Annotated in this window: 22 protein-coding genes; 12 read left to right on the top strand and 10 right to left on the bottom strand. The window is 42.4% G+C overall.

Annotated elements, in window-relative coordinates:
* Both WC788_04810 and WC788_04805 read left to right on the top strand, forming a co-directional pair.
* Window positions 1-705 carry a 50S ribosomal protein L25 gene (locus WC788_04810; GenBank protein ID MFA6096917.1) on the top strand — a complete coding sequence of 235 codons (705 nt, stop codon included), beginning with the start codon at window positions 1-3 and terminating at the stop codon, window positions 703-705.
* Window positions 599-2,176, top strand: coding sequence for a lytic murein transglycosylase (locus WC788_04805; protein MFA6096916.1), 1,578 nt, complete (start codon window positions 599-601; stop codon window positions 2,174-2,176). Before WC788_04810 ends, WC788_04805 begins: the two co-directional genes overlap by 107 nt.
* Before the next feature lie 126 nt (window positions 2,177-2,302).
* On the opposite strand, the gene WC788_04800 is transcribed toward WC788_04805, so the two are convergent.
* On the bottom strand, window positions 2,303-2,977 hold the full coding sequence (locus tag WC788_04800) for a hypothetical protein (protein ID MFA6096915.1): 675 nt from the start codon (window positions 2,975-2,977) through the stop codon (window positions 2,303-2,305).
* Between the two features lie 359 nt (window positions 2,978-3,336).
* On the opposite strand from WC788_04800, the gene WC788_04795 reads away from it, so the two are divergent.
* Window positions 3,337-3,477, top strand: coding sequence for a hypothetical protein (locus WC788_04795; GenBank protein MFA6096914.1), 141 nt, complete (start codon window positions 3,337-3,339; stop codon window positions 3,475-3,477).
* A gap of 56 nt (window positions 3,478-3,533) precedes the next feature.
* On the opposite strand, the gene prmC is transcribed toward WC788_04795, so the two are convergent.
* Both prmC and atpC read right to left on the bottom strand, forming a co-directional pair.
* Window positions 3,534-4,472: a peptide chain release factor N(5)-glutamine methyltransferase gene (gene prmC / locus WC788_04790; GenBank protein MFA6096913.1), complete on the bottom strand. Its 939-nt coding sequence runs from the start codon at window positions 4,470-4,472 to the stop codon at window positions 3,534-3,536.
* A gap of 19 nt (window positions 4,473-4,491) precedes the next feature.
* Entirely contained in the window at window positions 4,492-4,902 is a 411-nt protein-coding gene (atpC, locus tag WC788_04785) for an ATP synthase F1 subunit epsilon (GenBank protein ID MFA6096912.1), read from the bottom strand.
* A 90-nt stretch (window positions 4,903-4,992) separates the two neighbouring features.
* Here atpC and WC788_04780 point away from each other — a divergent pair, with 90 nt between their 5' ends.
* Entirely contained in the window at window positions 4,993-5,412 is a 420-nt protein-coding gene (locus WC788_04780) for a hypothetical protein (protein MFA6096911.1), read from the top strand.
* Between the two features lie 16 nt (window positions 5,413-5,428).
* On the opposite strand, the gene atpD is transcribed toward WC788_04780, so the two are convergent.
* The 7 genes from atpD to atpB form a co-directional block, all read right to left on the bottom strand.
* Window positions 5,429-6,802: a F0F1 ATP synthase subunit beta gene (atpD, locus tag WC788_04775; GenBank protein ID MFA6096910.1), complete on the bottom strand. Its 1,374-nt coding sequence runs from the start codon at window positions 6,800-6,802 to the stop codon at window positions 5,429-5,431.
* Window positions 6,803-7,063: 261 nt separating this feature from the next.
* Complete coding sequence (gene atpG / locus WC788_04770) at window positions 7,064-7,972, bottom strand: ATP synthase F1 subunit gamma (protein MFA6096909.1); 909 nt, start codon at window positions 7,970-7,972, stop codon at window positions 7,064-7,066.
* Window positions 7,973-8,021: 49 nt separating this feature from the next.
* Window positions 8,022-9,518, bottom strand: coding sequence for a F0F1 ATP synthase subunit alpha (gene atpA / locus WC788_04765; GenBank protein MFA6096908.1), 1,497 nt, complete (start codon window positions 9,516-9,518; stop codon window positions 8,022-8,024).
* Window positions 9,519-9,551: 33 nt separating this feature from the next.
* Window positions 9,552-9,938 carry an ATP synthase F1 subunit delta gene (atpH, locus tag WC788_04760; GenBank protein ID MFA6096907.1) on the bottom strand — a complete coding sequence of 129 codons (387 nt, stop codon included), beginning with the start codon at window positions 9,936-9,938 and terminating at the stop codon, window positions 9,552-9,554.
* 18 nt (window positions 9,939-9,956) lie between these two features.
* Window positions 9,957-10,454 (bottom strand): F0F1 ATP synthase subunit B, encoded by a 498-nt coding sequence (atpF, locus tag WC788_04755; protein ID MFA6096906.1) that lies wholly within the window; start codon window positions 10,452-10,454, stop codon window positions 9,957-9,959.
* Between the two features lie 320 nt (window positions 10,455-10,774).
* Entirely contained in the window at window positions 10,775-11,002 is a 228-nt protein-coding gene (gene atpE / locus WC788_04750) for an ATP synthase F0 subunit C (GenBank protein MFA6096905.1), read from the bottom strand.
* 40 nt (window positions 11,003-11,042) lie between these two features.
* On the bottom strand, window positions 11,043-11,759 hold the full coding sequence (gene atpB / locus WC788_04745; GenBank protein ID MFA6096904.1) for a F0F1 ATP synthase subunit A: 717 nt from the start codon (window positions 11,757-11,759) through the stop codon (window positions 11,043-11,045).
* Between the two features lie 301 nt (window positions 11,760-12,060).
* Between atpB and WC788_04740 the strand changes: the two genes are divergently transcribed.
* From WC788_04740 to WC788_04705, 8 genes are all read left to right on the top strand, one after another.
* Window positions 12,061-14,352: a hypothetical protein gene (locus WC788_04740; protein ID MFA6096903.1), complete on the top strand. Its 2,292-nt coding sequence runs from the start codon at window positions 12,061-12,063 to the stop codon at window positions 14,350-14,352.
* Between the two features lie 15 nt (window positions 14,353-14,367).
* Complete coding sequence (gene tgt / locus WC788_04735; GenBank protein ID MFA6096902.1) at window positions 14,368-15,522, top strand: tRNA guanosine(34) transglycosylase Tgt; 1,155 nt, start codon at window positions 14,368-14,370, stop codon at window positions 15,520-15,522.
* Between the two features lie 81 nt (window positions 15,523-15,603).
* Entirely contained in the window at window positions 15,604-17,223 is a 1,620-nt protein-coding gene (locus WC788_04730; GenBank protein MFA6096901.1) for a Na/Pi cotransporter family protein, read from the top strand.
* A gap of 87 nt (window positions 17,224-17,310) precedes the next feature.
* Complete coding sequence (locus tag WC788_04725) at window positions 17,311-18,282, top strand: CvpA family protein (GenBank protein MFA6096900.1); 972 nt, start codon at window positions 17,311-17,313, stop codon at window positions 18,280-18,282.
* A 397-nt stretch (window positions 18,283-18,679) separates the two neighbouring features.
* On the top strand, window positions 18,680-19,591 hold the full coding sequence (locus WC788_04720) for a presenilin family intramembrane aspartyl protease (GenBank protein MFA6096899.1): 912 nt from the start codon (window positions 18,680-18,682) through the stop codon (window positions 19,589-19,591).
* Window positions 19,592-19,606: 15 nt separating this feature from the next.
* Entirely contained in the window at window positions 19,607-20,041 is a 435-nt protein-coding gene (locus tag WC788_04715) for a hypothetical protein (GenBank protein MFA6096898.1), read from the top strand.
* A 31-nt stretch (window positions 20,042-20,072) separates the two neighbouring features.
* Entirely contained in the window at window positions 20,073-20,276 is a 204-nt protein-coding gene (locus WC788_04710) for a hypothetical protein (protein ID MFA6096897.1), read from the top strand.
* A gap of 303 nt (window positions 20,277-20,579) precedes the next feature.
* On the top strand, window positions 20,580-22,982 hold the full coding sequence (locus tag WC788_04705; GenBank protein ID MFA6096896.1) for a hypothetical protein: 2,403 nt from the start codon (window positions 20,580-20,582) through the stop codon (window positions 22,980-22,982).
* The last annotated feature ends 203 nt before the right edge of the window (window positions 22,983-23,185 follow it).

Raw genomic sequence — 23,185 nt, 5'->3', positions numbered from 1 at the left:
ATGGAAAATTTAACAATGTCAGCGGAGGTAAGGGATCTCAAGGATGAGAAACCGAGCAAGACCAGGAATAGCGGATACATTCCCGGAATCGTTTATGGACCCAAGTCAAAGAATGTCGCTATTAAGATCAAAGAAAAAGATTTTAGAAGTACTTTTAGGAAAGCCGGAGAAAGCACGCTTGTCGACCTTAAGGTCGGAGGAAAGGACGTCGGAAAGATCGTCATCAGCGATTTCCAAGTGGACCCTCTTTCGGGCGCTATAATTCACTTTGATCTGTATCAGGTCAGGATGGATCAGAAGATCACGGCAAAAATACCGATCAAGTTTGTGGGTGAATCTCTTGCGGTGAAGAATGAGGGAGGAATAATCGCAAAGGTGCACGACAAGATCGAAATAAAGTGTCTTCCCGGAGATCTTATGCATGAGATCATAGTTGATCTCTCAAAGCTTGAAAAGCTGAATGATGCGATCAGGGTAAAGGATCTTGGAATTTCCGATAAGATCGAGGTTCTGACCGGTATCGATAATGTGGTTGTGACTGTGATGCCGCCAAGAAGCGACAAGGAAATGGAAGAACTTGAAGGAAAAGTTGAAGAGAATGTTGAAGCTGTTGAGAAGGTGGAAGCTAAGGAGAAGAAGGAAGGCGAAGAAGCTGAAGCGGAAGCGCCTGCTCCTGAAGAAAAGAAAAAGGAGAAGAAAGGATAATTCAAGAGATATACCCATATCCCAAATATCCATGAAAATAGGTTTAAAAATCAAAGTATTGATATTGTCAGGAAGCCGCAGAACTATTTTGTTGTGCGGTTTTCTTGTGTTTATTCTGTCTATAACGTTGCTTGTCGGAAGAACATCGGTCTTGCAGGCGGAAGCGGAAGAAAGCGGTTCGGATGCGGCATCGGTGAATTTGGATGAAATAAACGAATCTATGGACAAGGTTAGACAGGAGATCAAGGATGTTCAGTCAAAGATCAGCAATTATACCGTCGAGATCAAAGCGCAACAGAAAAAGGCAAGGTCGCTCAAAACGGATATGGCCATATACGAGAACAATATAAAAAAGAATGAGCTGGAGGTGAAGGAAACGAAACTAAGGATAGAAGAGATAGAGCTTGGGATCGAAGATACAAAAAACAAAATAGTGGACAGTGAGAGCAGGATAATCAGAAATAAGGAGATCCTGAAAGAGTATATAAAGCTTTTATATGTTTATGACCAGGATTCAATTTTTGAAACGCTTCTTACCAGAGAAAACATATCTGATTTTTTCAATGAATTCAATTCGACAGAGGCCATGGAAAGCAAGATATACGACACAATAACCGCCCTGAAGAAAGAAAAAGACGATCTGGGGATCAAAGAAGGGGAGCTGGAAGAAGAGCAATTGCAGCATCAGGAACTCATAGGCATAAAGACGAAACAGAATAATAATTTTGAAGAGTTGAAAAAACAGAAAGCGGAACTTCTCGAGGTCACAAAAGGACAGGAAAAGAAATTCCAGCAGATCCTGGAAGAGAACAAAAATATATTGCCTTCTCTGAAAGCAAAGCTGCATGATCTTCAGATCATGGGAAGTAAAATAAAGTTTTCCGATGCATTTGCGGCTGCAAAATATATCGGAGCCAGGATCGGTGTCCGCCCGGCGTTTCTGCTGGGAATACTCAAGGTTGAATCCGATATGGGTGTCAATGTCGGTACGGGGAACTGGAATGACGATATGTATCAGTGCTATTTGAGGATTTCGAAGATCGCGAAAACCGCGTCCCGAAAAAAATATTATATTAAAAGGGCGGAGGACGAAAGGAATGCATATTTCGAGATCGTAAACAAACTCGGCATAGAACCTGATTCCGTTAATGTTTCAAAGGAGCCTAACTACGGGTGCGGAGGCGCCATGGGTCCTGCTCAATTCATACCGACCACATGGCTGGCGCATGAAGAAGAGGTGAGCGAAATATCCGGACATTATCCGCCGAATCCATGGGACCTTACGGACGCAATGGCTGCAATGGCGACCAAGCTTTCAAAAGTATCGGGAGTTACGACCGGGAGCTATGATGCGGAATATGAAGCCGCCGGACAATATCTTGGCGGAGGAAGCTGGAGACGCAAGAATCTGTTCTTCTATCCGGACAGGGTTATGTTATATGCCGATCTGTATTCAAAGGAGCTGGATTAGCCTTTATGGCTTTTATATAAGAAGAAACCGGCAGTTTTGATCACTGCCGGTTTCTTTTTTGTTTTGTCTTAGCGCGCGTTTATGTTTATTTATGTTAATGCGTTGTTTTCTAAATTAAAGTGCGTTTCATTTTATGTATTTTTGCAGATTTTCCAACGATTTTGGCGAAAGAGTTTTAGCACTTGAAATTGCATCCGTGATAAGGCTTTCAGAGAAGGATTGCTGCTGTCCCACTGAAACTTTCTGATTGCCGGTTCTGTTCTGAATATAGTCCTCTATGTATATTTTGTGTTCAGGAGTAAGATCCGATCCCTGTCCCGTTTCCTTCAAGTATTCACCGAGAGCCTTTCTTGCCAGGTGTGTTATTCCATTTCCCTTGACGGCCGTTACTGTATATTTTTTACCGCTATCGTCTATAGCCGATGTAACTGTATTACTTTCGGTATTTACGTTTTCCGTGCTGTTCGTCAAAACCGATGAATCTTCCGCGGATGCATTGTTTTGGTCCTTTGTTTCCGCTGAAGCTTCCGTGCCTTCGTTTTTATCGGCAGTGTCGGTGTTTTCTGCCACGACTGTGTTTTCATTGCCATTCGATGAACTATCATCTTTACCGGCGACTGCAGAGCTGTTTTTCTCTTCCAAGGCGGTTCCATTCTGATTGTAATTATATGCGCTCATGCCTACTATCAGGACTATCAGCACGACAAGTATGGTCTGCCAGTTGTCGTAAGCCCAATTCTTTATTTTTTCTACCATTCCCGGTTCATCAGTGCTTATTATATCGATTTCTGTTTCCTGCATTTATTTCACCCCCTTTCTTAAGGAATTTAATTATTAAAGATCACCTTTCGTTATATTGAAATACTATCACAATTCGGGCTATGAGGCAAGAATTTAGCTAAGATAAGAGTAAAAAAGGGGAAAGCGGAATAATTTTTCAAGCCAGACCAGGTCTATCGCCAATTATGATCCGATGCGAAGATCAACGCCTTGAGTCTGAGGCAGTTGGAAAAATATCCCAGAAAGTTTTTCTTATAACAGTGTTTTCTGCATCGATATGTTGCGATTCAGCGCATGGATCTTGCATATTATTGCATTTAATTATAATATCATGTATAATAAAAATATAAACAAAATAATATGTCTATCGATCTCGTCATATGAGATTGGTTATCATTAAACAAAAAAGGAAGGGGGTGGTTTCAAGTGGCAACGAAGAAGAAAAAAGCTGCAAAGAAAAAAACTACCAAGAGAAGAACTGTAAAGAGAAAAGCATCAAAGAAGAAAAAAAGATAGTTTAAGTTTTTGTTGCATATAAAAATAAAACACGATCATTTGAATTGGGTCGTGTTTTATGTTATTTGCATTGTCTATCATTTTTCAGTTCGATCTTTACAAACCTTCTTTTCTTGCTCAGGTCTTTCAGAATGACACTTTCACTGTCCGGTAATGATCCGCGCGCTAGTTTTTTGATGATGTTTATCTGTTCGGGATCCGATTCAATAAACATGATTATGTCGCTATTGGCATTCTTTTTAAGCTTCGCGACATTATTTATGAGCTTTGTTATGAATTTTAGGCCATCCTTCCCTCCAACCAGGGCAGATCTGGGTTCATATTTGACGCTGCTGAGAAGTCTATCATATCCGTCGGTTCTTATATAAGGGAGATTCGCTGTGATTATTAATCTTCTTGAGCGGTCGATAAGATCCTTATCCCTGAGCATATCGGAAAAGTCTTCGCAAATGAACCTTATTTTTTTATTTAAACGGTATTTTCTTGAGTTTCTTTCCGCCACCTCGATCGCTTTTTTTGAAATATCATTAGCGATCGCTGAATGGACCAGTTTTTGCCGATGTGTCTTGGCAAGTTCATTCAAGACGCTTATGATTATGCATCCGGATCCTGTGCCGATATCCAACAGGTCGAATTTACAACCGCATTCCTTTTTCGATCTGATCGTTTCCAATACCTCGCTTACTATCATTTCCGTTTCAGGACGCGGAATAAGGGCATTTTCGTTCACATAAAAGTCATATCCATAGAATTCTTTTTTCTCGATGATATAAGCCACCGGCTCATGAAGACATCTTCTGCTTATAAAACCGAAGAACGACGCCTCTTCTTTTCTTGAGAGATCGTAATTACTGTTGATATAGACCCAGCTTTTATCGCGAACATCTTTCTTTCTTCTAAGCGCATGCAAAAGTAAAACTTCCGCATCAAGATATGCGGAAGGGGAATTACTGGATCTCAGCCTATCTGTCGCTGACTTAAGCGCCTCTTTTATCGTCATTACTGTTGTTATTTTCCGATCAATGCTTTTTCCTTCTGGCAACCTTGAGTCTTGCCAATGATTTTTCCAGTGCTGCAGTCGCATCGGCAAAGGCAACGTCCGAGAGCATATCTTTCGTCTTTAGGAGTTCTTCAGCCTTCCTTCTTGCCTCTTCCGCTTTCTGCTCGTCTATTTCTGCGATCCTGTCCGCAATATCCGTCATTATGACCATCTCGTTTTTCTTTATCTCGATAAAACCGTTATATACTGCCAGAAAGATGTCTTTTCCGTCGTTCCTAACGATTAGTTCGCCGTGTTTCATGGAACTGACGAGAGGTATGTGGTTTGCAAGCACGGTTATTTCTCCGTCATGCGTCGGTATCGTAACTTGATCAGCCTCTCCTTCATATGCGATCTTTTCCGGGGTTATTATTTTCAATTTAATTTTCATAATATCATATTAGCATTTAAACTTGATGGCGCATCTCTTGATGCTTGACACAGGCTGTAAAAGTATCTAATATTTGAGTGGAGGAAAAATATGGCAGATTTAACGTCGAGAAAGGAAGAATATAATGGATTCAAGATACAGAAGGGTGAAGAAAGGAGAAAAATCGCAGACGAGAGATCTGAACTCGCAAATTTCATAGCCATGTTTGAGCTGAAGGAGGCTGTGCTGTATAAGAAGGGTAATATTAATCAGTGGCTCATAATAGTGAAAGATTGCGGCATCTGTCTTCGTGAAAACATAGGTATCATGTGCAATTTTATTCCGGGTATGTCAAGATTGGCAAAACGCAGCACTCCGGATCTGGACAATTTCAGTAAAGATGAGATAAGCAAGCTTCTGGAATTCATTAAAAGCAATGAAACACAGATATGCAGGGTGCTGTCTTTGCATTCGATAGGGGAGTCTTTCAGATGGTCTGCGGATGTCTATGAAAAATATTATCTTGAGTGATCAACATCACTCTTTTTTATTTTCCAACCTCGTCAATCCCGCCTTTCATATAGAAAGCCCCTTCGCTCTTATCGTCATGCTTGCCATCTAATATTTCCCTGAATCCTTTTATCGTTTCGGAGAGCGGAACGTATTTTCCCGGAGTTCCCGTGAACACTTCGGCGACGAAGAACGGCTGTGAAAGGAATTTCTGGATCTTTCTTGCTCTTGAAACAGTCAGTTTGTCTTCAGCTGAAAGCTCTTCCATTCCCAGAATGGCGATGATATCCTGGAGGTCTTTATATCTTTGCAGGACTTTCTGGACTTCTCGCGCAACCTTATAGTGTTCTTCGCTGACAATATTCGGATCTAGGACCGTAGATGTCGATTCCAGAGGATCTACTGCGGGATATATTCCAAGTTCAACGAGCGCCCTTGAAAGTACGACGGTCGAATCGAGGTGAGCGAATGTCGTTGCCGGAGCGGGATCAGTGAGGTCGTCAGCCGGAACATAGACCGCCTGAACGGAAGTGATGGAACCTTTGTCGGTCGATGTGATCCTTTCCTGTAATTCTCCCATTTCCTGGGCCAGTGTCGGCTGATATCCTACGGCAGAAGGCATGCGTCCGAGCAGGGCTGAGACTTCAGATCCTGCCTGAGTGAAACGGAAGATATTATCTATGAACAAAAGAACGTCTTTCTTCATTTCGTCCCTGAAATATTCGGCGATCGTCAGTCCCGAAAGCCCTACTCTTTGTCTTGCGCCCGGAACTTCGTTCATCTGTCCGAAAACAAGAGCCGTCTTTGCGAGCACTCCGCTGTTTTTCATTTCATGATAAAGATCGTTTCCTTCCCTGGTTCTTTCTCCGACTCCCGCAAATACGGAATACCCTCCGTGTTCGGTCGCGATGTTCCTGATGAGCTCCTGGATGAGGACGGTTTTTCCGACTCCTGCTCCTCCGAACAATCCAACTTTTCCGCCTTTAGTGAAGGGAGCGATAAGATCGATCACCTTGATTCCGGTTTCGAATATTTCCGTCTTAGTAGATTGGCTCACGAAATCCGGAGCTTTCCTGTGGATAGAGTATCTTTTTTTCGGGGTTTTTCCGCCCATGATCTCATCGATCGGATTTCCGAGGACATCATACATTCTTCCAAGAACTTCTTCTCCGACCGGAACGGAAATAGCAGCTCCCGTATCTTCAACGGCAGTTCCTCTCTGAAGCCCGTCCGTGGAACCCATGGATACGGTTCTGACCCTGTTTGCCCCGAGATGCTGGACTGTTTCAAGAACGAGCTCCTTTCCGTCGGATGTCTTTGTCTTGATCGCATTATAAATTGCAGGAAGCTGATTCTGGAATTCAACATCAACCACTGCGCCGATCACTTGTACTATTTTTCCTGTGTTCATGGTAAATTTATATTAACATATTAAGATTTATAAGAATTATCACTAGTTGTTTTGGGATTTGACCATATTTATTGCGGGTAGATCAAAGTTCAAAGATCAAAAATCAAAATTACATTCCAAAAATCAAAACTTTAATAATTTTTAATTTTACATTGCAATTTTGCATTTTGATTTTTAATTTTTGAATTATATCTGAACGATTGTCGGAATGCGAGTTGTTTCATTAGAACAGACTTAGAGCCACAAAGCAGATCCGGTGGCTTATTCCTGCGCCGCCACGCCTGCCGATATTTCGCTTATTTCCTGCGTGATCTTCTGCTGCCTGATATAGTTATACGAAAGTTTCAGGTCGCCGAGTATTTCCCGGGCGTTATCGGTCGCGCTTTTCATTGCCACCATCCTTGCGCTGTGTTCCGAAGCATTCGATTCCAGCACGATATGATAAACTTGCGTTTCAACGAGATTAGGAAGGAGCCTGCAAAGCACCTCATCGGCTGAAGGCTCGAATTTGTATTCGATGCCGTTTCCGCCATTTTTCTCTCCATTATTATTTTTAATGGCCATGTCTTCGATTTCTTCGATCGTTTCCTCTATGCTTCTTTTTGTTATCGGGAGAAGCTTCTTTACTTTCGCTTCCTGTTTCAATGTGGAAACGAAATTGGTATATACGGCAACGATCTTGTCATATTTATTGCTTGTGAAATCATCCAATAATACCCTTGAAAGCGGGAGAGTCTCCTTGAGTTCGATCGTATCCCCGAAGCCGGAAAAAGAAGCGGAAATTTTCTTGGTTTTTCTGAAATAGTTCTCAGCTTTTTTTCCAACAGTGATCAGCGAGATGTTTTTGCTCTTATGCTGCTCCATGATCTTTAGCGTCTCTCTGATGACATTGCTGTTCAGTCCGCCACAAAGACCTTTGTCCGAAGAGACGACAAGTATGCACACATTTTTGACGTCCCTATTCTCCAGGAGGCTATGCTGTTTGGGCTCGACCGATTCACTGACATTCTCAAGCAGTTTCAGTGCAGCTTGCGCATACGGTCTTGCCATAAGCGCCGTTTCCTGGCTTTTTCTCATCTTGGACGCAGCCACCATCTGCATCGCTTTCGTGATCTGTGAAGTGCTTTTTATCGATTGTATTTGTCTTCTGATCTGTCGGGTTGACTGCATAAATCATTTTAACATTTTAGCATACTGACATTTTAACAAAGAATGGGGTTCAGATGAATTTCTTCTTGAATTCCTCAATGGCGCTTTTCAGCTTGCCCACGGTTTCTTCGCTGAGATCTTTATCGGCTGCGATCTTTTTGATGATATCGCTGTTCTTCTCATTCAGATATTCGAGCAGGGATCTTTCGAATTCTTTCACTTTCTCAACTTCGACGTCATCGAGATAGCCATTGATCGTCGCAAAAATGATCGCAACCTGCTGTTCCATGGAAAGGGGACTGTATTGCGTCTGTTTCAGAACTTCAGTAAGCCTTTTTCCTCTTTCGATCTTGTCCTTTGTTTCCTTGTCCAGATCGCTGGAGAATTGAGCGAATGCCGCCAGTTCTCTGAACTGAGCCAGTTCCAGCCTGAGCTTTCCGGCAACTTTCTTCATGGCTTTGGTCTGCGCGCTGGATCCCACCCTGGAAACGGATATTCCCGGATTTATGGCGGGCCTTATTCCCTGATAAAAGAGATCGGTCTCAAGGAATATCTGTCCGTCGGTGATGGAGATGACGTTGGTCGGAATGTAGGCGCTGACGTCTCCCGCCTGTGTTTCGATTATCGGAAGTGCCGTAAGCGAACCGCCGCCATATTTTTCATCCAATTTTGAAGCTCTCTCAAGGAGCCTTGAATGCAGATAGAATATATCTCCCGGATATGCTTCTCTTCCCGGGGGCCTGCGGAGGATCAGCGACACTTGCCTGTACGCCCATGCGTGTTTGCTCAGGTCGTCATAAATGATCATCGCGTCTTTTCCCTGGTCCATGAAATATTCTCCGATCGCGCATCCCGCATAGGGAGCGATGAATGACATCGATGCCGGATCTGAAGCGCTCGCAAGAACGACAACTGTGTGATCCATTGCGCCGCTTTCTTCCAGTTTTGCTACGATCTTGGCGATCTTGGATCCTTTCTGTCCGATGGCAACATAGATACAGATAACATCCTTGCCTTTCTGATTGATTATAGTGTCGATCGCAATGGCGGTTTTTCCCGTCTGTCTGTCTCCGATGATCAGTTCTCTCTGGCCTCTTCCGATCGGGATCATGGAATCGATGGCTTTTATGCCTGTTTGAAGCGGAGTGTTGACTGATTTTCTCTTGATGACTCCGGGAGCTGTTTTTTCAACCGGATAGAACTTGTCGGATTTTATTTCGCCTTTTCCGTCGATGGCCTGGCCGAGTGCGTTGACGACCCTGCCGATCATATTTTTCCCGACCGGCACCTCGAGTATCCTTCCCGTGCTTTTCACTGTGTCTCCTTCTTTTATCTTGAGATAGTCTCCGAGGATCATGGCGCCGACAGAATCTTCTTCGAGATTCAATGCAACTCCGAAGATCTTTCCCGGGAATTCGAGAAGTTCTCCGCTCATGGCGTCGGTGAGCCCGCTGAGCGTCGCTACTCCGTCGCTGATCTTTATGACCTGGCCGACTTTCTCAAGCTGAGTATCGAGCTTTGTTTTTGCGATTTCCTTTTTCAGCGTTTCAATTATATGGCTGTTCATTTATTTGCGTTTAAAAAATAAAATTATCATTATTTATGCCAATTTTTCTTTGATATCTTCAAGCTTTCTCTTTATGCTTCCGTCTATGAGAATATTGTCATTAATCCTGATGACAACTCCTCCGATAAGCGCGGGGTCTATCTTTTCCTCGATCTCCACCTGCTTATTGAATTTCTCCAGGATCTTGCTTATGATATTGGGCCCGAGCTTTTCGCTGCTTTTTATCTCGATCTTGGTTATATTTTTCACCTGCCTATAGTGCTGGTAGTAGTATTGTATGATCTTGTTTGTCTGCGACAGATCATTGTTCTTTCTTAAGACATCTATGAAGCTCAAGATCCTTTTCGAGATCTCATCCTTATCGCAATTCTGCGTAGATTCATAAAGGCTCAGTGCATATTGTTTTGGCGTGATTTTCATATTATTGGGCTATTTCGGTTATTTTATCTTGGACAATGTTTCGTTGATGGATTTTTTTTCGTTCTCTTCGTCAATACTGTCTCCGATGACTTTTTTCGCGATCTCGATGGAAAGCTGTACGATCTCTTTTTTCGCTTCTCTTATGGTATTGTCTTTTTCCGCCTTGATCTCGAGTTTTGCCTTTTCGACTATTTCTTTCGTTTTTTCTTTCGTTTTTTCTATAGCCTCAAGGGATTTTTTCTCCGCTGTTTCGTGCGCTTCTTTGATGATCTTCTGGGCATCTTCTTTTGCTTTCTTGATCTCGGAAAGCTTTGTTTCTTCCGTATTTTTCAGTTCCTCTTCGATCTTCAGCGCCTGCTTCAGGCTCTTGTCTATCTTTTCGGTTCTTTCCCTGAGCATTTTCAGTATGGGTTTATAGGCCACATATTGCAGGATAATGAGAAGTAGCATGAAATTTACGATCTGCGAGATAAGGAGCTTTGCGTCTATTCCCAATTTTTCGAATATTTCGGACATATATATTTATTATTACTGTTATTAAGCACTATTTCATTTTAAAATAAAAAATCAAAACAAACATTCAGAACACGAAATTATCAATTTTCAATTCACAATTTTCAATCAAATCTCAATTTACAATATTCAATTATATAAGGTTTGCTATTGGAACAATTGAACATTGGAAATTTATTGATAATTGATCATTGACAATTGGAAATTATAATCGGCATTCTAAAACTCATCCTATTCCGCGTGCATCAACAATTCTTCGCCATATAATTATACAAAGGGCCAAAACAAGCTAAGAGGGGGAGTATTCCTCCCCCTCGAGCTCATTAAACGAATTTGATGATAAGGGCAACGACTAGAGCATAGATCGCGATTGCTTCCGCAAATGCGATCGCCAGGATCATTGCGCTCTGGATCTTTCCCGAAGCTTCAGGATTTCTTCCGATGGCTTCCATGGCTTTTCCGCCCAGAATACCGATGCCAAGACCGGGGCCCAGTGCTCCAAGTCCGATCGCGAGAGCTGCTGCTATTAGTTTTGCTGAATCTACTTCCATGTTTTTCTTTATTAATTGAATTAATTATATATAAATTTATTTAGTGTTCCACGTGAGCCGTCACTGCCGTTTTAAGGAATACAAGAGTAAGCATTGAAAAGACCAGAGCCTGGATGAATCCTACGAAAAGTTCGAGTGCGAAAAAAGGAAGCGGAGCGATGAACGGTGCAAGTGTCATGATAACAACCAGAAGAATCTCTCCCGCGAATACATTTCCGAAAAGTCGGAAAGAGAAGGAGATCATTTTCGATATTTCGCTTACGAGTTCCAATATGCCTACGAAAAAATTGATCGGAGAGCTGAAATTTATGAATTTTTTTCCATATTTGAAAACTCCCAATGCGGCAATTCCTGCGATCTGCACTGCGACAACCGACGTTATTGCAATTGCAAGGGTCGTATTGAGATCGCTGTTCGCAGATCTGAGCAGCGGAACAAAAACAGCACGCCCTTCTTCCGACGCGCCTTCTTTTGCCGCTTCATAAAATCCCAATGATCCAAAACCCGGAAGCAGCCCCAGCCAATTGGAAGTGATGATGAAAATAAAAATAGTGGCGACCAGCGGAAAGAACTGATAGGTCTGTTTCCTGTTTCCGGTTACGCCGTCTATCATGTTGAAAAGGGATTCGATGATGAGTTCAACGAGATTTTGCAGTCCCCTGGGAACATCTTTTATGTTCCTTGTCGCAAGAAAAAAAATAATGGCCAAAACCAGCGTTACGATGACCGACGTGATGAGTGTGTTTGTAATTGGCATCCCCCCGATGTGTCCTATTATTTCTGGCGTGATCGAAACATGCATTATTTTCCCCTTAGAGCTTAATATTTTCCATTTGCAATCTCCATCTTCAACACGGCAATTTTAATCTATTTCATGGGAAATGTCAATAGATTCCAATTTTTTTTCAAAGTCGGATCACGGAAAAGTATTATGCGAAAAAACCGGATAGACCTGCCGTATAAAGCTTATTAATGGGGTTGATTTTGCTTACGGCGCATATTTTGACTTTCGACTGTGGTTATTGTATAGTAAATGTATAAATAAGAAACAAAGCAGTATGCCGGAAAGCATAATAAACAAACAGACGGAAGAAAATATCAAAAACTATCTGGGGAATACCGGAAAAAGGGGAGCATCTCGCGACGTTGAAGATATATTTCCGGAAAGCCCGAAGAAAAACCGCAACACAAAAAAAATTGCCGCGATAGTTGCTTTTATTTTTTTTGTCGGTCTTATTGCATTGGCATACTATTCCTATAATAAAGGCCAGAATTCCTTCGATGAAAAGCAGGTGGTCGTATCAATGAAATCTTCCGGAGAAATTTCCAGCGGAGAAGAATTAAGCATGGAAATCAATTATGAAAATCTTAATGAGGTGGATCTCGCCGGAGCCAACATAGACCTTTCCATTCCACCGGGATTCGTTCTGGGATCAAGCGATCCCGGTTCAGCAGAAAAAAAATCCGTTCTTTCCTGGAATTTAGGAAAAGTTTCCGAACAGGGATCCGGAAAGATCAAACTTTTCGGCAAGCTTATAGGGAAAAAAGACAGCGAACACAAATTTGTTCTGGAAATGACATACAAACCTTCAAATATTAATTATGAATACAGATCGCGTGCGGAAGCCTCCGTCAGGATAACGTCGATACCTTTCGACTTTTCCGTGAAATCAAAAGAATCGATAAACAGCGGAGACGAGATCGAATATGCCATGCAATATAAGAACGTCAGCGCGAGAAAATTTTCCGCCATAAAGATCAAGGCCCTTCTTCCTGACGGATTTGAATACAAAACGTCCGAACCGGGAACGAGCGAAATTAAGGGCAACACTCTCATTTGGGACATAAACAATATTGACGCGAATTCCGAGGGGAATATCGTTATAAAGGGAAATCTCAAGGGCGAAAAAGACGAAGAAAAAAAGATCGAAGCGCTTCTTTCCGTTTCTGAGAACAATGTCATGTTTGATTATGGCAGCGCGGAAGCGTCGGTGAAAATAGGCGAAATACCCATCGTGATCTCTCAGACCGTTAACGGCGAGAGCAATTATTCGGCAAACAAGAACAGTGAGCTTGAATATAAGATAAAATTCAAGAATATAAGCGACGCGGAGATCAAGGGCCTGATAATAAACGGAGAACTTCAGGGAAATGTGGATCTTGCCTCCATGAGCGTCAAATTGGGATCATTCGATGGAAAGAGCAAGATCACATGGAGCGCATTCAATGTTCCGAAGCTGGCTGCGCTCGGTGCGGGAGAAGAGGATGAGGTCAGTTTCAAGGTCAAGGTTAATGATATTTTCAAGATCGGAAATTCCGGCGATAAGAATTTCATGATAAGGAACACGGTTTCCATTAAGAATTTCAATTTCAATTCCGGTTCGAGCGAGATCGGAAAAACGATCGCAACGAATATGTCCGAAGTGAAAATAAAAGCGTTCCCTGTCCTGAAACAGACCGCATTCTTTAATGACGACCAGAGGATCCCCAATTCCGGATTGATCCCGCCGGAGGCCGGCGAAGAAACGACCTATACGGTCCATTGGAATCTGAGCAATCTTTTCAATGATGTGTCCAATGTCAAAGTTTCGACAGTTCTTCCCGTCAAGGCGAGGTGGACGGGGAATTACATAGCATCCGACGGAAAAATTTCCCTGGGAGACGGGAGCAACGGTTCGAGTTCGGCGCAAAGCATTGATCCTGAGACTATAAGCGCGATAAACGGAGGCCTGCTGGAGAATCGTCTCGGAGTGTCCTATTCCTGGTATGATAACACCGTTCATATAAATATAAATGAGAAAGCTGTCGGACTTCCTGCAGGTTTTGTTGTTGGCGATGAACTGGAATTCAGCTATGGCGATGGCGCCATGAACGAGAAGGGAAAATGTATTATCACGGAGAACGAGCAATACAAGGGGCATGATTATTTTTGCCAGGTTCCCTGGAACGCAGCATTGCCTTATTATGGAGAAGCAAGCCGATATAGGATAAGCAGGGCAATGTCAAAAATTGAGAAAGAGGATTTCTATTATGATCCGACAACAAGGGAGGTTGTCTGGGTGATCCCGAAGATCGAAGCCAATATGGGCATATCGTCTCCTGCAAAAGAAGTCGTTTTCCAGGTCGGCGTGACACCGGAAGCAGCAGATACAGGCAATACTATTATGGTTGTGGACAAAGTTACTGTTTCAGGATATGATGATTTCACTTTGAGTGGTATTTCGAATGTCGAAGGAGAAATAGCTTCGGACCTTCCCGACGATGACAGCATAGGCCTTGAGGAAGGAGTTGTGGCTGCAGTCGATGGAAGTCTTGATGTAGTCGATGGACCGGCGCCTTTGGCTGAATAATTAAGATCAATACTGATGGCATTCAAGCTTATAAAAAAAGACAAGAATTCTTTTGCAAGATTGGGAAAATTGAGAACGGGGCACGGAACGATCCAGACCCCGTGTTTTATGCCGATCGCGACATGCGCCAGCATAAAATCGCTCGACAGTATTGAGATGGAAAAATTGGACGCCGATATTATCCTCGGGAACACTTATCATCTCTATCTCAGGCCGGGCGACAAGATAATAAAAAAGCTCGGGGGTTTGCATGGATTTATGAATTGGCAAAAACCGATATTGACGGATAGCGGCGGCTATCAAGTGTTCTCTCTTTCGGATATAAGGGAAATAACCGAAAAGGGGGTCAGGTTCCGATCGCATATAGACGGATCCTACCATATGCTGACCCCGGAAAAATCGGTCGATATCCAGCTGAATCTCGGAAGCGATATTATTATGGTGCTCGACGAATGCGCGCCATATCCGGCTACGAAAGAATATATTGAGAAGTCTTTGGAAATGACCACGCGTTGGGCGAAAAGATGCTTAAATTACTTTGAAGATCAAAGATCAAAGATCAAAGATCAAAATCACAACTTAAAATTAAAAAATAAAAAACTGTCACCGTTGCTATTCTGCATAGTTCAAGGTGGCACATATAAGGATTTACGTGAAAAATCGGCAAAGCAATTGCTAGAACTGAATTTCGACGGATATGCGATCGGCGGAGTTTCGGTCGGAGAACCGAGCGAAAAAATGTTTGGCGTTGTCGATTGGACAGCCCACCTTTTGCCCGAAGACAGGCCGCGCTATCTTATGGGTGTCGGAAAACCCGAGGAAATAATCGGTTCGGTCGCAAGAGGCATAGATATGTTCGATTGCGTTATTCCGTCAAGGAACGCCAGGCACGGAACATTATATAAATTTAAAAATCAAAAATCAAAAATCAAAATTTCTCGGTCCCCGGGAGAATTTTATGAGATATTAAGAATAACAAACAGCAAATTCAAAGTTGATAACAGTCCGATCGATAAAAATTGCGGATGTTTTACGTGCAAGAATTATTCAAGGGCGTATTTGAGGCATCTTTTCGTTTCAAAAGAGCTCTTGGCCTATAGGCTTGCCACGATACATAACTTGAATTTCTATCTCGAGCTCATGAGAAAGATAAGAAATTCGATCAAATAAGCGCGGATTTTATGCACCTATTGTGCACTTTACATAAAATCCAAAAGAATTATTATTATGAAGTATCTATAATGATAAAATATGCTTGCAAGCGACTATAGAATATTCATAGAAATATTGGGGGGATTATCGATCCTTCTTTATGGAATTCATCTTCTTGGCGCCAATCTGCAGAGAGTTCTCGGTTCCAGGCTTGAGCGGATAGTGAAGGGTTACGGGAAGAATCCGGTTTCCGGAGTCATCGCGGGTACCGGCGTGACAGCGATCATCCAGAGCAGCGGCACTATTGCCATGATGCTGATCGGCTTCATAGGTGCCGGCGTAATGAGTCTTGGAAATGCCGTTCCTGTCATGCTCGGATCGAATATAGGAGGAACCATAACCGTACAGCTGGCGGCTCTCAGGGTCGGAATATTTGCAATGCCGGTGCTATCCGTCGGATTCATCTTTTTCTCATATTTCACGAACCGCGTTTACAGGAGCCTGGGCAAGGCTTCGATCGGACTGGGGCTTTTGTTCTTGGGAATGGATTTCATATTGAACGGAACAGAACTGCTTCTTCGAAGCCCGTATTCTCAGGTGATATATAACTCTCTGAATTTCAACGATCCGTTCGCGGTTTTCGTGGCCGCCTTATTCACTTTTATCATACAAAGCGCGAGCGCTTCTTCGGTGCTTGTCCTTTCTCTTGCAAGTGCGGATATCATAGACGTCAGAACGGGACTGTTTCTGATCTTGGGGGTAAACCTTGGAGCGAGCTTGAAGATAGTTTTTCTTGCCCTGAAGGGAAAAAGGTTCTCGCCGACGCTTTCCTTCATCCATCTCATATTTAATTTTTTCGGACTTACTATTTTTATCCTGTTCTTCAAATATTATTATCTCTTGGTGACAATGACGTCGCAGAATGTCGGAATGGAGATCGCCAATGCGCATACTATCTATAATATCATTAGCACGTTGCTGTTCATGCCGCTCGTTCCATTAGCCGTGAAGATAGCGGAAAAATATATGCCACACGACACGGCGGCCAAGACCGGGGTTTCGATCCTGGACAAGAGGCTGATATATACTCCGTCCATAGCTCTGGAGCAAGTCAATAAGGCCGTGGTAAATATGGCAAAAATAACCTACGAAATGCTGGAAAGCGCAAAATCGATGCTTTTTGAAGAAAGAATCGAGCTTTTGAATAAGGTCCGGACCGAAGAGGATGAAATAGATGAACTGACCGGAAATATATCGGAATATACCATGAGGGTGTCGGAACAGAATCTTACAAAGATAGACTCTCTGAAGCTTTATAGTTTAATGCACATCCTGACGGACATAGAGCACATGTCTGATCACATACTCGTGCTTTGTGAAACTATCGCCAGGCTCAAGGAGAGGAATATGGTTTTTTCTGAAAAAGCGATGAACGAACTGATGGCCATCTTCGGAAAATTGAAAATGATGCAGAACTTGATCATAAAATCTCTGGAAGAAAATAATCTTGAGCTTGCGAATGAGATCATGAAACATGAGAATAAGGTCGATGAGATCGTTAAGAGGTCCTTGAGCAATCACATTGAAAGAGTAAAGAACGGGATCTGTTCCGTGGAAGGCGGGAATTATTTCGCGGAGATCCTTGGAAATTTGGAAAGGATAGGCGACCATTCGGATAATGTGGCCTATTCCGTCATAGACAGGTTCAGATACAAATAAAATTATGCGAATATAATAAAAGCGGGCTTCATAAGGTCGTTTTTTTGTGCTAAAATAATACTGAAGATTAACCATAACCGGATACAGATGATGGTTTGGATAGATTACATAGTGCTTGTCTATCTTGTAATGCATTTTGTAAGGGGAGTGAGAAAAGGATTGTTTCTGATCCTCGTCAATTTGATTTGTTTCCTGCTTTCTTTGGCGCTTGCTTTTTATACCTATGAATATAGCGCAAATTATCTTGTGAGCAATTTCGGGATCGATGAAACATACGCGAATGTCTCCGGCTTTTTTTCGAATATGTTTATTTTCAAGATATTGCTGATATTGATCATAAAGATGTTGATGTCGGGAAGGATCATCAAGGCGGGAGATTCTTCGCTGAATAAGGCCGCCGGAGGCATCACGTCGCTGGCATATGGAATTGTCGTGGTCATACTCATGTTTTCAATAGCTTTTTCTTTTTCTTTACCGTATTTTATCGACAAGGAATTTCGTAATTCAGACACGGGAAAGATCGTGAGCATGAATCCTCTCGGCGTAAATGAAAGTGTTAAGAGGATATTCGGAGGGGTTCTGAGCTCTACGATGGATGTTCTGAGCTTTCTGACGATCGAGGAGAACGAGACTGACAAAAAAGTGGATCTGGGATTTTCCACCTCGGATTATAAAATAAGCAAAACGGACGAAAGCGGCATGTTCAATCTCGTCAACAATGAAAGGAAGGCCAATGGCCTGGATGAATATGTGGTCGACGAAAAGCTGAGCGATGTCGCAAGAGACCATGCCGGGGATATGTTTGAGAACGGATACTTTTCGCACACGAACCTTTCGGGTGAAAAGCCGGCTGACAGAATGAAAGAAGGAGGGGTTCAGTTCAATTTTTCCGGCGAGAATCTTGCTTATTCCAAAGACCTTCTTTCCGCGCATCAGGGTCTGATGAACAGCGAGGGTCACAGAAAAAACATATTGCATCCGTTGTTCCATCGCATAGGGATCGGAGTTCTGGATGCGGGTTCGCGCGGGATGATTTTTGTGCAGAACTTTGCGGACTGAATCTGAAAAATATGGTATTTTTATCGCAATAGGATTTCGCGGAATTCAGCCGGATGAGCAACATCGAAATTAATGCAAAATGAAAATATCAAAAATAAAAATGACAGATCAAAATTTAAAATGAATGGGATATTTTGCATTTTACATTGTCATTTTGCATTTTTAATTTTAATTTTTTAATTCAAAACACATTTGTTTTTCTACTTGCCGCTCTCTGGAAAGATCGGTCTGGAGAAGATAAATGCAGGAACTTTTATGAAGAATCATTCATCAAAAAGATGTTCAAGGGGAAAGACCGGATTCAGGACCTCGAGCAGTTTTCGGGCTCTTGCTGCAATGCGAAATCGCGGTTTTAGGTCCAAATTCAAGATATCGAAATAAAAAAATAAAAAACCGAATGGCAAATATAAAAAACTTAAAACTGAACTATTTTTTTCAGGCCGTAGTTTCTTTCTGGATCATAGCGCTGCTTTCTTTCTCGACGGCAACGAGCATGACGACCGGAAGAGTGGCCTACACGCCGGATCCGGTCCAGTCCGTATATATGCCGCCTGCAGAGAATGAAGTGCCGCCCTATAAGGCTGCCGAGATCGACATATTCCAGTTCCTGGTCTCATTTTTGATCGCAACGGCTATGATGCTTGCTTTTCTTGAGTTTTTCAAGGGCAGGCTTCTTTTCGAGGTGTTTTTTTCTGCGGCGATAATTTTTGGCGCGCAGGGTCCGCTTGGGATCCTGTTCGGGAAGCTGGAGGCATTTGCCATTGCCGTGGGAATTGTCATTTTAAGATTCAAATATCCCCGGATATGGACGCAGAATTTCGCCATAATACTCGGAATTTCCGGAATATCGGCGAGCCTCGGCATGAGCATAGAACCGCTTATGGCGGCGGTGTTGCTGGTAATTCTCTCCGCATATGATATAATCGCTGTCTATAAGACTCGCCACATGGTAAAGCTTTTCAAGGGCATGGCTGAAAGGGGAGCGATACTTGCCTTGGTCATTCCAAGGGGCCTCAATGTCTGGCTTGAAAAATTCAGCGCGATAAAGCGCGAGAATCATAATGATTTCATATTTCTCGGAACGGGAGATCTGGCGCTTCCGGTCTTCTTTGCTGTTTCATCTATGAAGCTTGGAGATATTTTCTTTTTTTCGATAATTTTGGGAGCCTCGGCGGGTTTTTTGGCGGATCATCTTTATTTCACTATGCAGAAAGAAAGAAAGCCCATTCCGGCTCTTCCGTTTATCGCGTTATTTTCCATAATCGGATATCTTCTGGCTTTTGTTTCATTGAATGCGGTCCAGGGTTAAATATTAATAAAAAAAATGCAGGAACCAAAGGAAAGTTTTTTGAAAATATATCAAAGAAGAGCGCTTATATTCAGTAAGCTCGTTTTTAGCGGCATAAAATTATTGCTTCTGAAACCATATTGGAAAGACGGCGTTATCACGACGATCATTTTCTTCAGCGCTATTTCCAATCTCGCCATATGGATATTTCTTCTGAACAGCAGGATCAAGGGTGATTATCCCATCACGCTGCACTACGATCTCTTGTTCGGGCCCGATTACATGGGAAATTACTCGAAGATCTTTCTCCTGCCGACGGTCGGGATGATCGTATTTATTTTCAATACATCGCTGGGTTATTATGCATATTCAAGAGAAAAATTAGCTTCGTATTTTCTGCAATTCAATGCTCTGATAATACAGGTGTTTCTTTTTTTTGCGGGATATCTGATAATCAAGGTCAACTCATAAAGCGAGCGATATAGTTAAGCAAGAACGATAAATGTCGAAGATTCCGGATCTCTCCTTGAGCGACTGCCGGCAGAGGCAAGCCCGTCCTTCGCTAAAGCTTCGGCGAGGCAAGCAAGTTCGGAATGACAAACAAACACGCAGTCCCATAGACACAAACAAAGAACAGGTCAGGAATCACATCGGAAACCAAGAAGCGCCCGGGACTGATTCTAATCAGCCATCTCTTCTGGAGTAGCGGGCGCATCCTGCCAAACATATACTCCCGGTGTTAAGCCAGGTGTTTTTTTTATAAATCCGGAGTTATTGACGGAATTGAAACTTGTGCTAATATGTTTCGTTGGCCTGACACCAGGTCAATGGAGATGGAATGTACCTTAAAATAGGTGGGAAGAGTGAAAATATTTATAGATAAAAAATAGAAATAAAATGGTATGCATACAGGCGTGTGCCGGAATCGATGATGAAGAAAATGCAGAAGCATGTTTTGAAGGCATTCTTTTGCAATCATAGGAGAAGAAAATACAGTGAGGTAGTAAGTATGAATAAAAAATTAGGAATGGCATTTTTAGCCATATTCGTGTTAGCCTTGGTGTTCGTGCCAAGCGCAGAAGCAACTTTTGTAAATATTGGAGACGGATATCCAGACGGATATAATATAAAATTAACAAGTGTTGATTTTGTGAATATGCCGCATAGCGTAATACTGGAAGTGATTGGAGAAGCTTATACTGTTTCTTATGTCATTTCAGAAGGAGATACGAAATTTGCTGAGCCGATAAATGCTTATGTTGGAGTTGGAAGTATAACTGAGCACAGCGCAGATATTTTTGTCACTCCAGTGGCAGCCGATACTCCATCATCGGGGTCATCGGGAATTATAAAGCTAAAAATATATCCGACGGATGCAATAGTTAGTTATTCCGAAGGTAGTATGTGTTTGGCGCCGTGTAATGAAATAACATTAAATCCAGGTGAAAGCAGAACTTTGTTTTTTGATAAACCTGGGTATATTTCAGAATCACGGACAATAGATTATGACACATTGTCTCCAGCGATAGTGTGGTTGAAGGCAGTGCCTACACCAGAACCAATACAAGCGATAACACCAACTCCGGAACTGACACCAACGCCGACAGTGACGCAAATACCAGTACCAGAACCAACTTCCATGGTAATAATAGTTCCTGTATCAACACCAATGCCGGAATTATCACAAACACCAACATCAACATCAACTCCGATCTCAGTTAACGACAATCTTGCAAGAACAAAATGCTGGAATGACTATAATACCGGAGTGAATACGTGCGATGGTCCGACCAAGGATACTCCATACGGCCACAACAACTTCTATAACGGCAGATGGGAGTATAATAACATACCAACGAATGTAAGGTTGGTTTCCGTATTAACACCAAAACCAACATTAACACCAACTCCGATTTTAGTCGGTGACAATCTTGCAGGAACAAAATGCTGGAATGACTATAATACCGGAGTGAATACGTGCGATGGTCCGACCAAGGATACTCCATACGGCCATAACAATTTTTATACCGGCAGATGGGAGTACAATAACATACCAACGAATGTAAGGTTGGTTTCCATATTAACACCGACACCAACGCCGGAATCAACACCAGAACCAATGATGGATGAAAGCGAGTTATTCAAAACTCCTCCGGCTTATCGGATTTACTCTAACGGGAGTGATTATAATTTAATACTTCCGGGGATAAGTTGTATTATTGCCCGCGATAATTCAGGATGGCACACCAAAGAATGCTTTGGAGAGGTTAAGGTTAAACTGGAAATAACCAGAGATTTGGCAGAAGGCTCCTGGAAAGTGTCAAAGGAATATAAAGACGGTACCTGGACATTATTCGAAGCCTACCCTGATGTGTATTATTTCGGAGAGAATTCCGACTCCAGATTGATGCAAGATGGCAAGGTTATCCAGTGGCATTTGTCCAAATTTGAAATTGGAGAATCATGGACAAAGTATAACTACGCCAAAGGATTCAGTCCGGAAACGGGAAAAGAAGCAATTCTCGATCTGGAGAGCATAGAAGTTATGGTTGCAAATGAGACTTTCCTGTCCAAAACTATTCCCGGATTGGGAATAACCGTTTTGGAGGGAATGATATACACTATGCCGGATGTCAATGTAATATCATTTGAGAAGGCCGGAGAAAAAGTTTTAGAAGCGGTTGCCGCAAAGTCTTCTAGGAAAATTTCCATAAAAGACTTGCGTAAGGCCGCAGCTCGTCTTATGAGTAAATTGGCCACCGGCATGGCTGTCGGCAAGCTGCCCATGCCTGGAATTGAAAGAAAAATACTGGGCGGAGCGCATGATACTGAGGTTGAAAATCTCTTCAAGATATGGAAGGAGAAACAAACAGACGAATCAGGACAAAACCTTTTGAATACTATAGGAAAAGAGTATGGTTATGAGAACGGTTTCGTCAAATATGCGCAAGATCTTGGAGCAGACGAGTATGGTAATGTGGTTTTTGGTAAGACCGAGTCTAAATTAAAAATCTCCCTGCCTATTCCAAAATGGTTAAAATGGTATTTTATTGATTGGAGAGCCGGTTCGCTTGATGGGATGAGAATAAGCTCCAAAGCCATGGAATATCCCGATACGATCCGAGGCACCATTGCTCACGAGGGAGAGCATATAAATAATCTGAAAAGCGGCATTCCGATGTCCCAAAATGAATTTGAATTAAGGGGGCATATGGCTAAAATCGATGAATATCTTAAAAGTGGAATAAAATCCAAAGAAGATGGAAAGAGATTATCAAGTGAGTTCAAAACTACATATTTACAATATGCACAGTTAGAAAACACGTTTGGGGAGGATTCTGCCAGGCCATATCTTATCCAAATCGATAAACAACTCAGTGAATTTACTGAAATAGTTAAGACAATGCCTTAACTATTTGCTCCTTACGGTGATATTACTATCAACAATATCGCTGTAAGGATTTTTTTATAACAAAAAACCACCGGCGTCAGCCGGTGTGTGCGCCTGTCTGCAAGTTTCGCCGGAGGCGGATAGTCGGGCGGGTAGATAGCGATGGTTTTTGTGTGATAGAAATGTGACAAATAGCCGTTTTCTTGTTTTGATATATTTGTGTC

Source organism: Candidatus Paceibacterota bacterium (assembly GCA_041661265.1).
Lineage (GTDB): Bacteria > Patescibacteriota > Minisyncoccia > JAHIHE01 > JAGLIN01 > JBAZUT01.
Note: the sequence above shows the minus strand (reverse complement) of the source record. Positions and strands in the feature narration are given on the sequence as shown.

Coding starts and splice junctions, on each gene's coding strand:
- prmC (MFA6096913.1), bottom strand. CDS start 4,472: ATGACGATAAAAGAGGCGCTTAAGTCAGCGACAGATAGGCTGAGATCC.
- WC788_04705 (MFA6096896.1), top strand. CDS start 20,580: ATGAATAAAAAATTAGGAATGGCATTTTTAGCCATATTCGTGTTAGCC.
- atpB (MFA6096904.1), bottom strand. CDS start 11,759: ATGCCAATTACAAACACACTCATCACGTCGGTCATCGTAACGCTGGTT.
- atpA (MFA6096908.1), bottom strand. CDS start 9,518: ATGAACAGCCATATAATTGAAACGCTGAAAAAGGAAATCGCAAAAACA.
- WC788_04780 (MFA6096911.1), top strand. CDS start 4,993: ATGGCAGATTTAACGTCGAGAAAGGAAGAATATAATGGATTCAAGATA.
- atpD (MFA6096910.1), bottom strand. CDS start 6,802: ATGAACACAGGAAAAATAGTACAAGTGATCGGCGCAGTGGTTGATGTT.
- WC788_04800 (MFA6096915.1), bottom strand. CDS start 2,977: ATGCAGGAAACAGAAATCGATATAATAAGCACTGATGAACCGGGAATG.
- atpF (MFA6096906.1), bottom strand. CDS start 10,454: ATGTCCGAAATATTCGAAAAATTGGGAATAGACGCAAAGCTCCTTATC.
- WC788_04810 (MFA6096917.1), top strand. CDS start 1: ATGGAAAATTTAACAATGTCAGCGGAGGTAAGGGATCTCAAGGATGAG.
- WC788_04795 (MFA6096914.1), top strand. CDS start 3,337: ATGAGATTGGTTATCATTAAACAAAAAAGGAAGGGGGTGGTTTCAAGT.
- atpE (MFA6096905.1), bottom strand. CDS start 11,002: ATGGAAGTAGATTCAGCAAAACTAATAGCAGCAGCTCTCGCGATCGGA.
- WC788_04715 (MFA6096898.1), top strand. CDS start 19,607: ATGCAGGAACCAAAGGAAAGTTTTTTGAAAATATATCAAAGAAGAGCG.
- WC788_04740 (MFA6096903.1), top strand. CDS start 12,061: ATGCCGGAAAGCATAATAAACAAACAGACGGAAGAAAATATCAAAAAC.
- WC788_04730 (MFA6096901.1), top strand. CDS start 15,604: ATGCTTGCAAGCGACTATAGAATATTCATAGAAATATTGGGGGGATTA.
- WC788_04805 (MFA6096916.1), top strand. CDS start 599: ATGTTGAAGCTGTTGAGAAGGTGGAAGCTAAGGAGAAGAAGGAAGGCG.
- atpH (MFA6096907.1), bottom strand. CDS start 9,938: ATGAAAATCACGCCAAAACAATATGCACTGAGCCTTTATGAATCTACG.
- atpC (MFA6096912.1), bottom strand. CDS start 4,902: ATGAAAATTAAATTGAAAATAATAACCCCGGAAAAGATCGCATATGAA.
- WC788_04710 (MFA6096897.1), top strand. CDS start 20,073: ATGTCGAAGATTCCGGATCTCTCCTTGAGCGACTGCCGGCAGAGGCAA.
- WC788_04720 (MFA6096899.1), top strand. CDS start 18,680: ATGGCAAATATAAAAAACTTAAAACTGAACTATTTTTTTCAGGCCGTA.
- tgt (MFA6096902.1), top strand. CDS start 14,368: ATGGCATTCAAGCTTATAAAAAAAGACAAGAATTCTTTTGCAAGATTG.
- WC788_04725 (MFA6096900.1), top strand. CDS start 17,311: ATGATGGTTTGGATAGATTACATAGTGCTTGTCTATCTTGTAATGCAT.
- atpG (MFA6096909.1), bottom strand. CDS start 7,972: ATGCAGTCAACCCGACAGATCAGAAGACAAATACAATCGATAAAAAGC.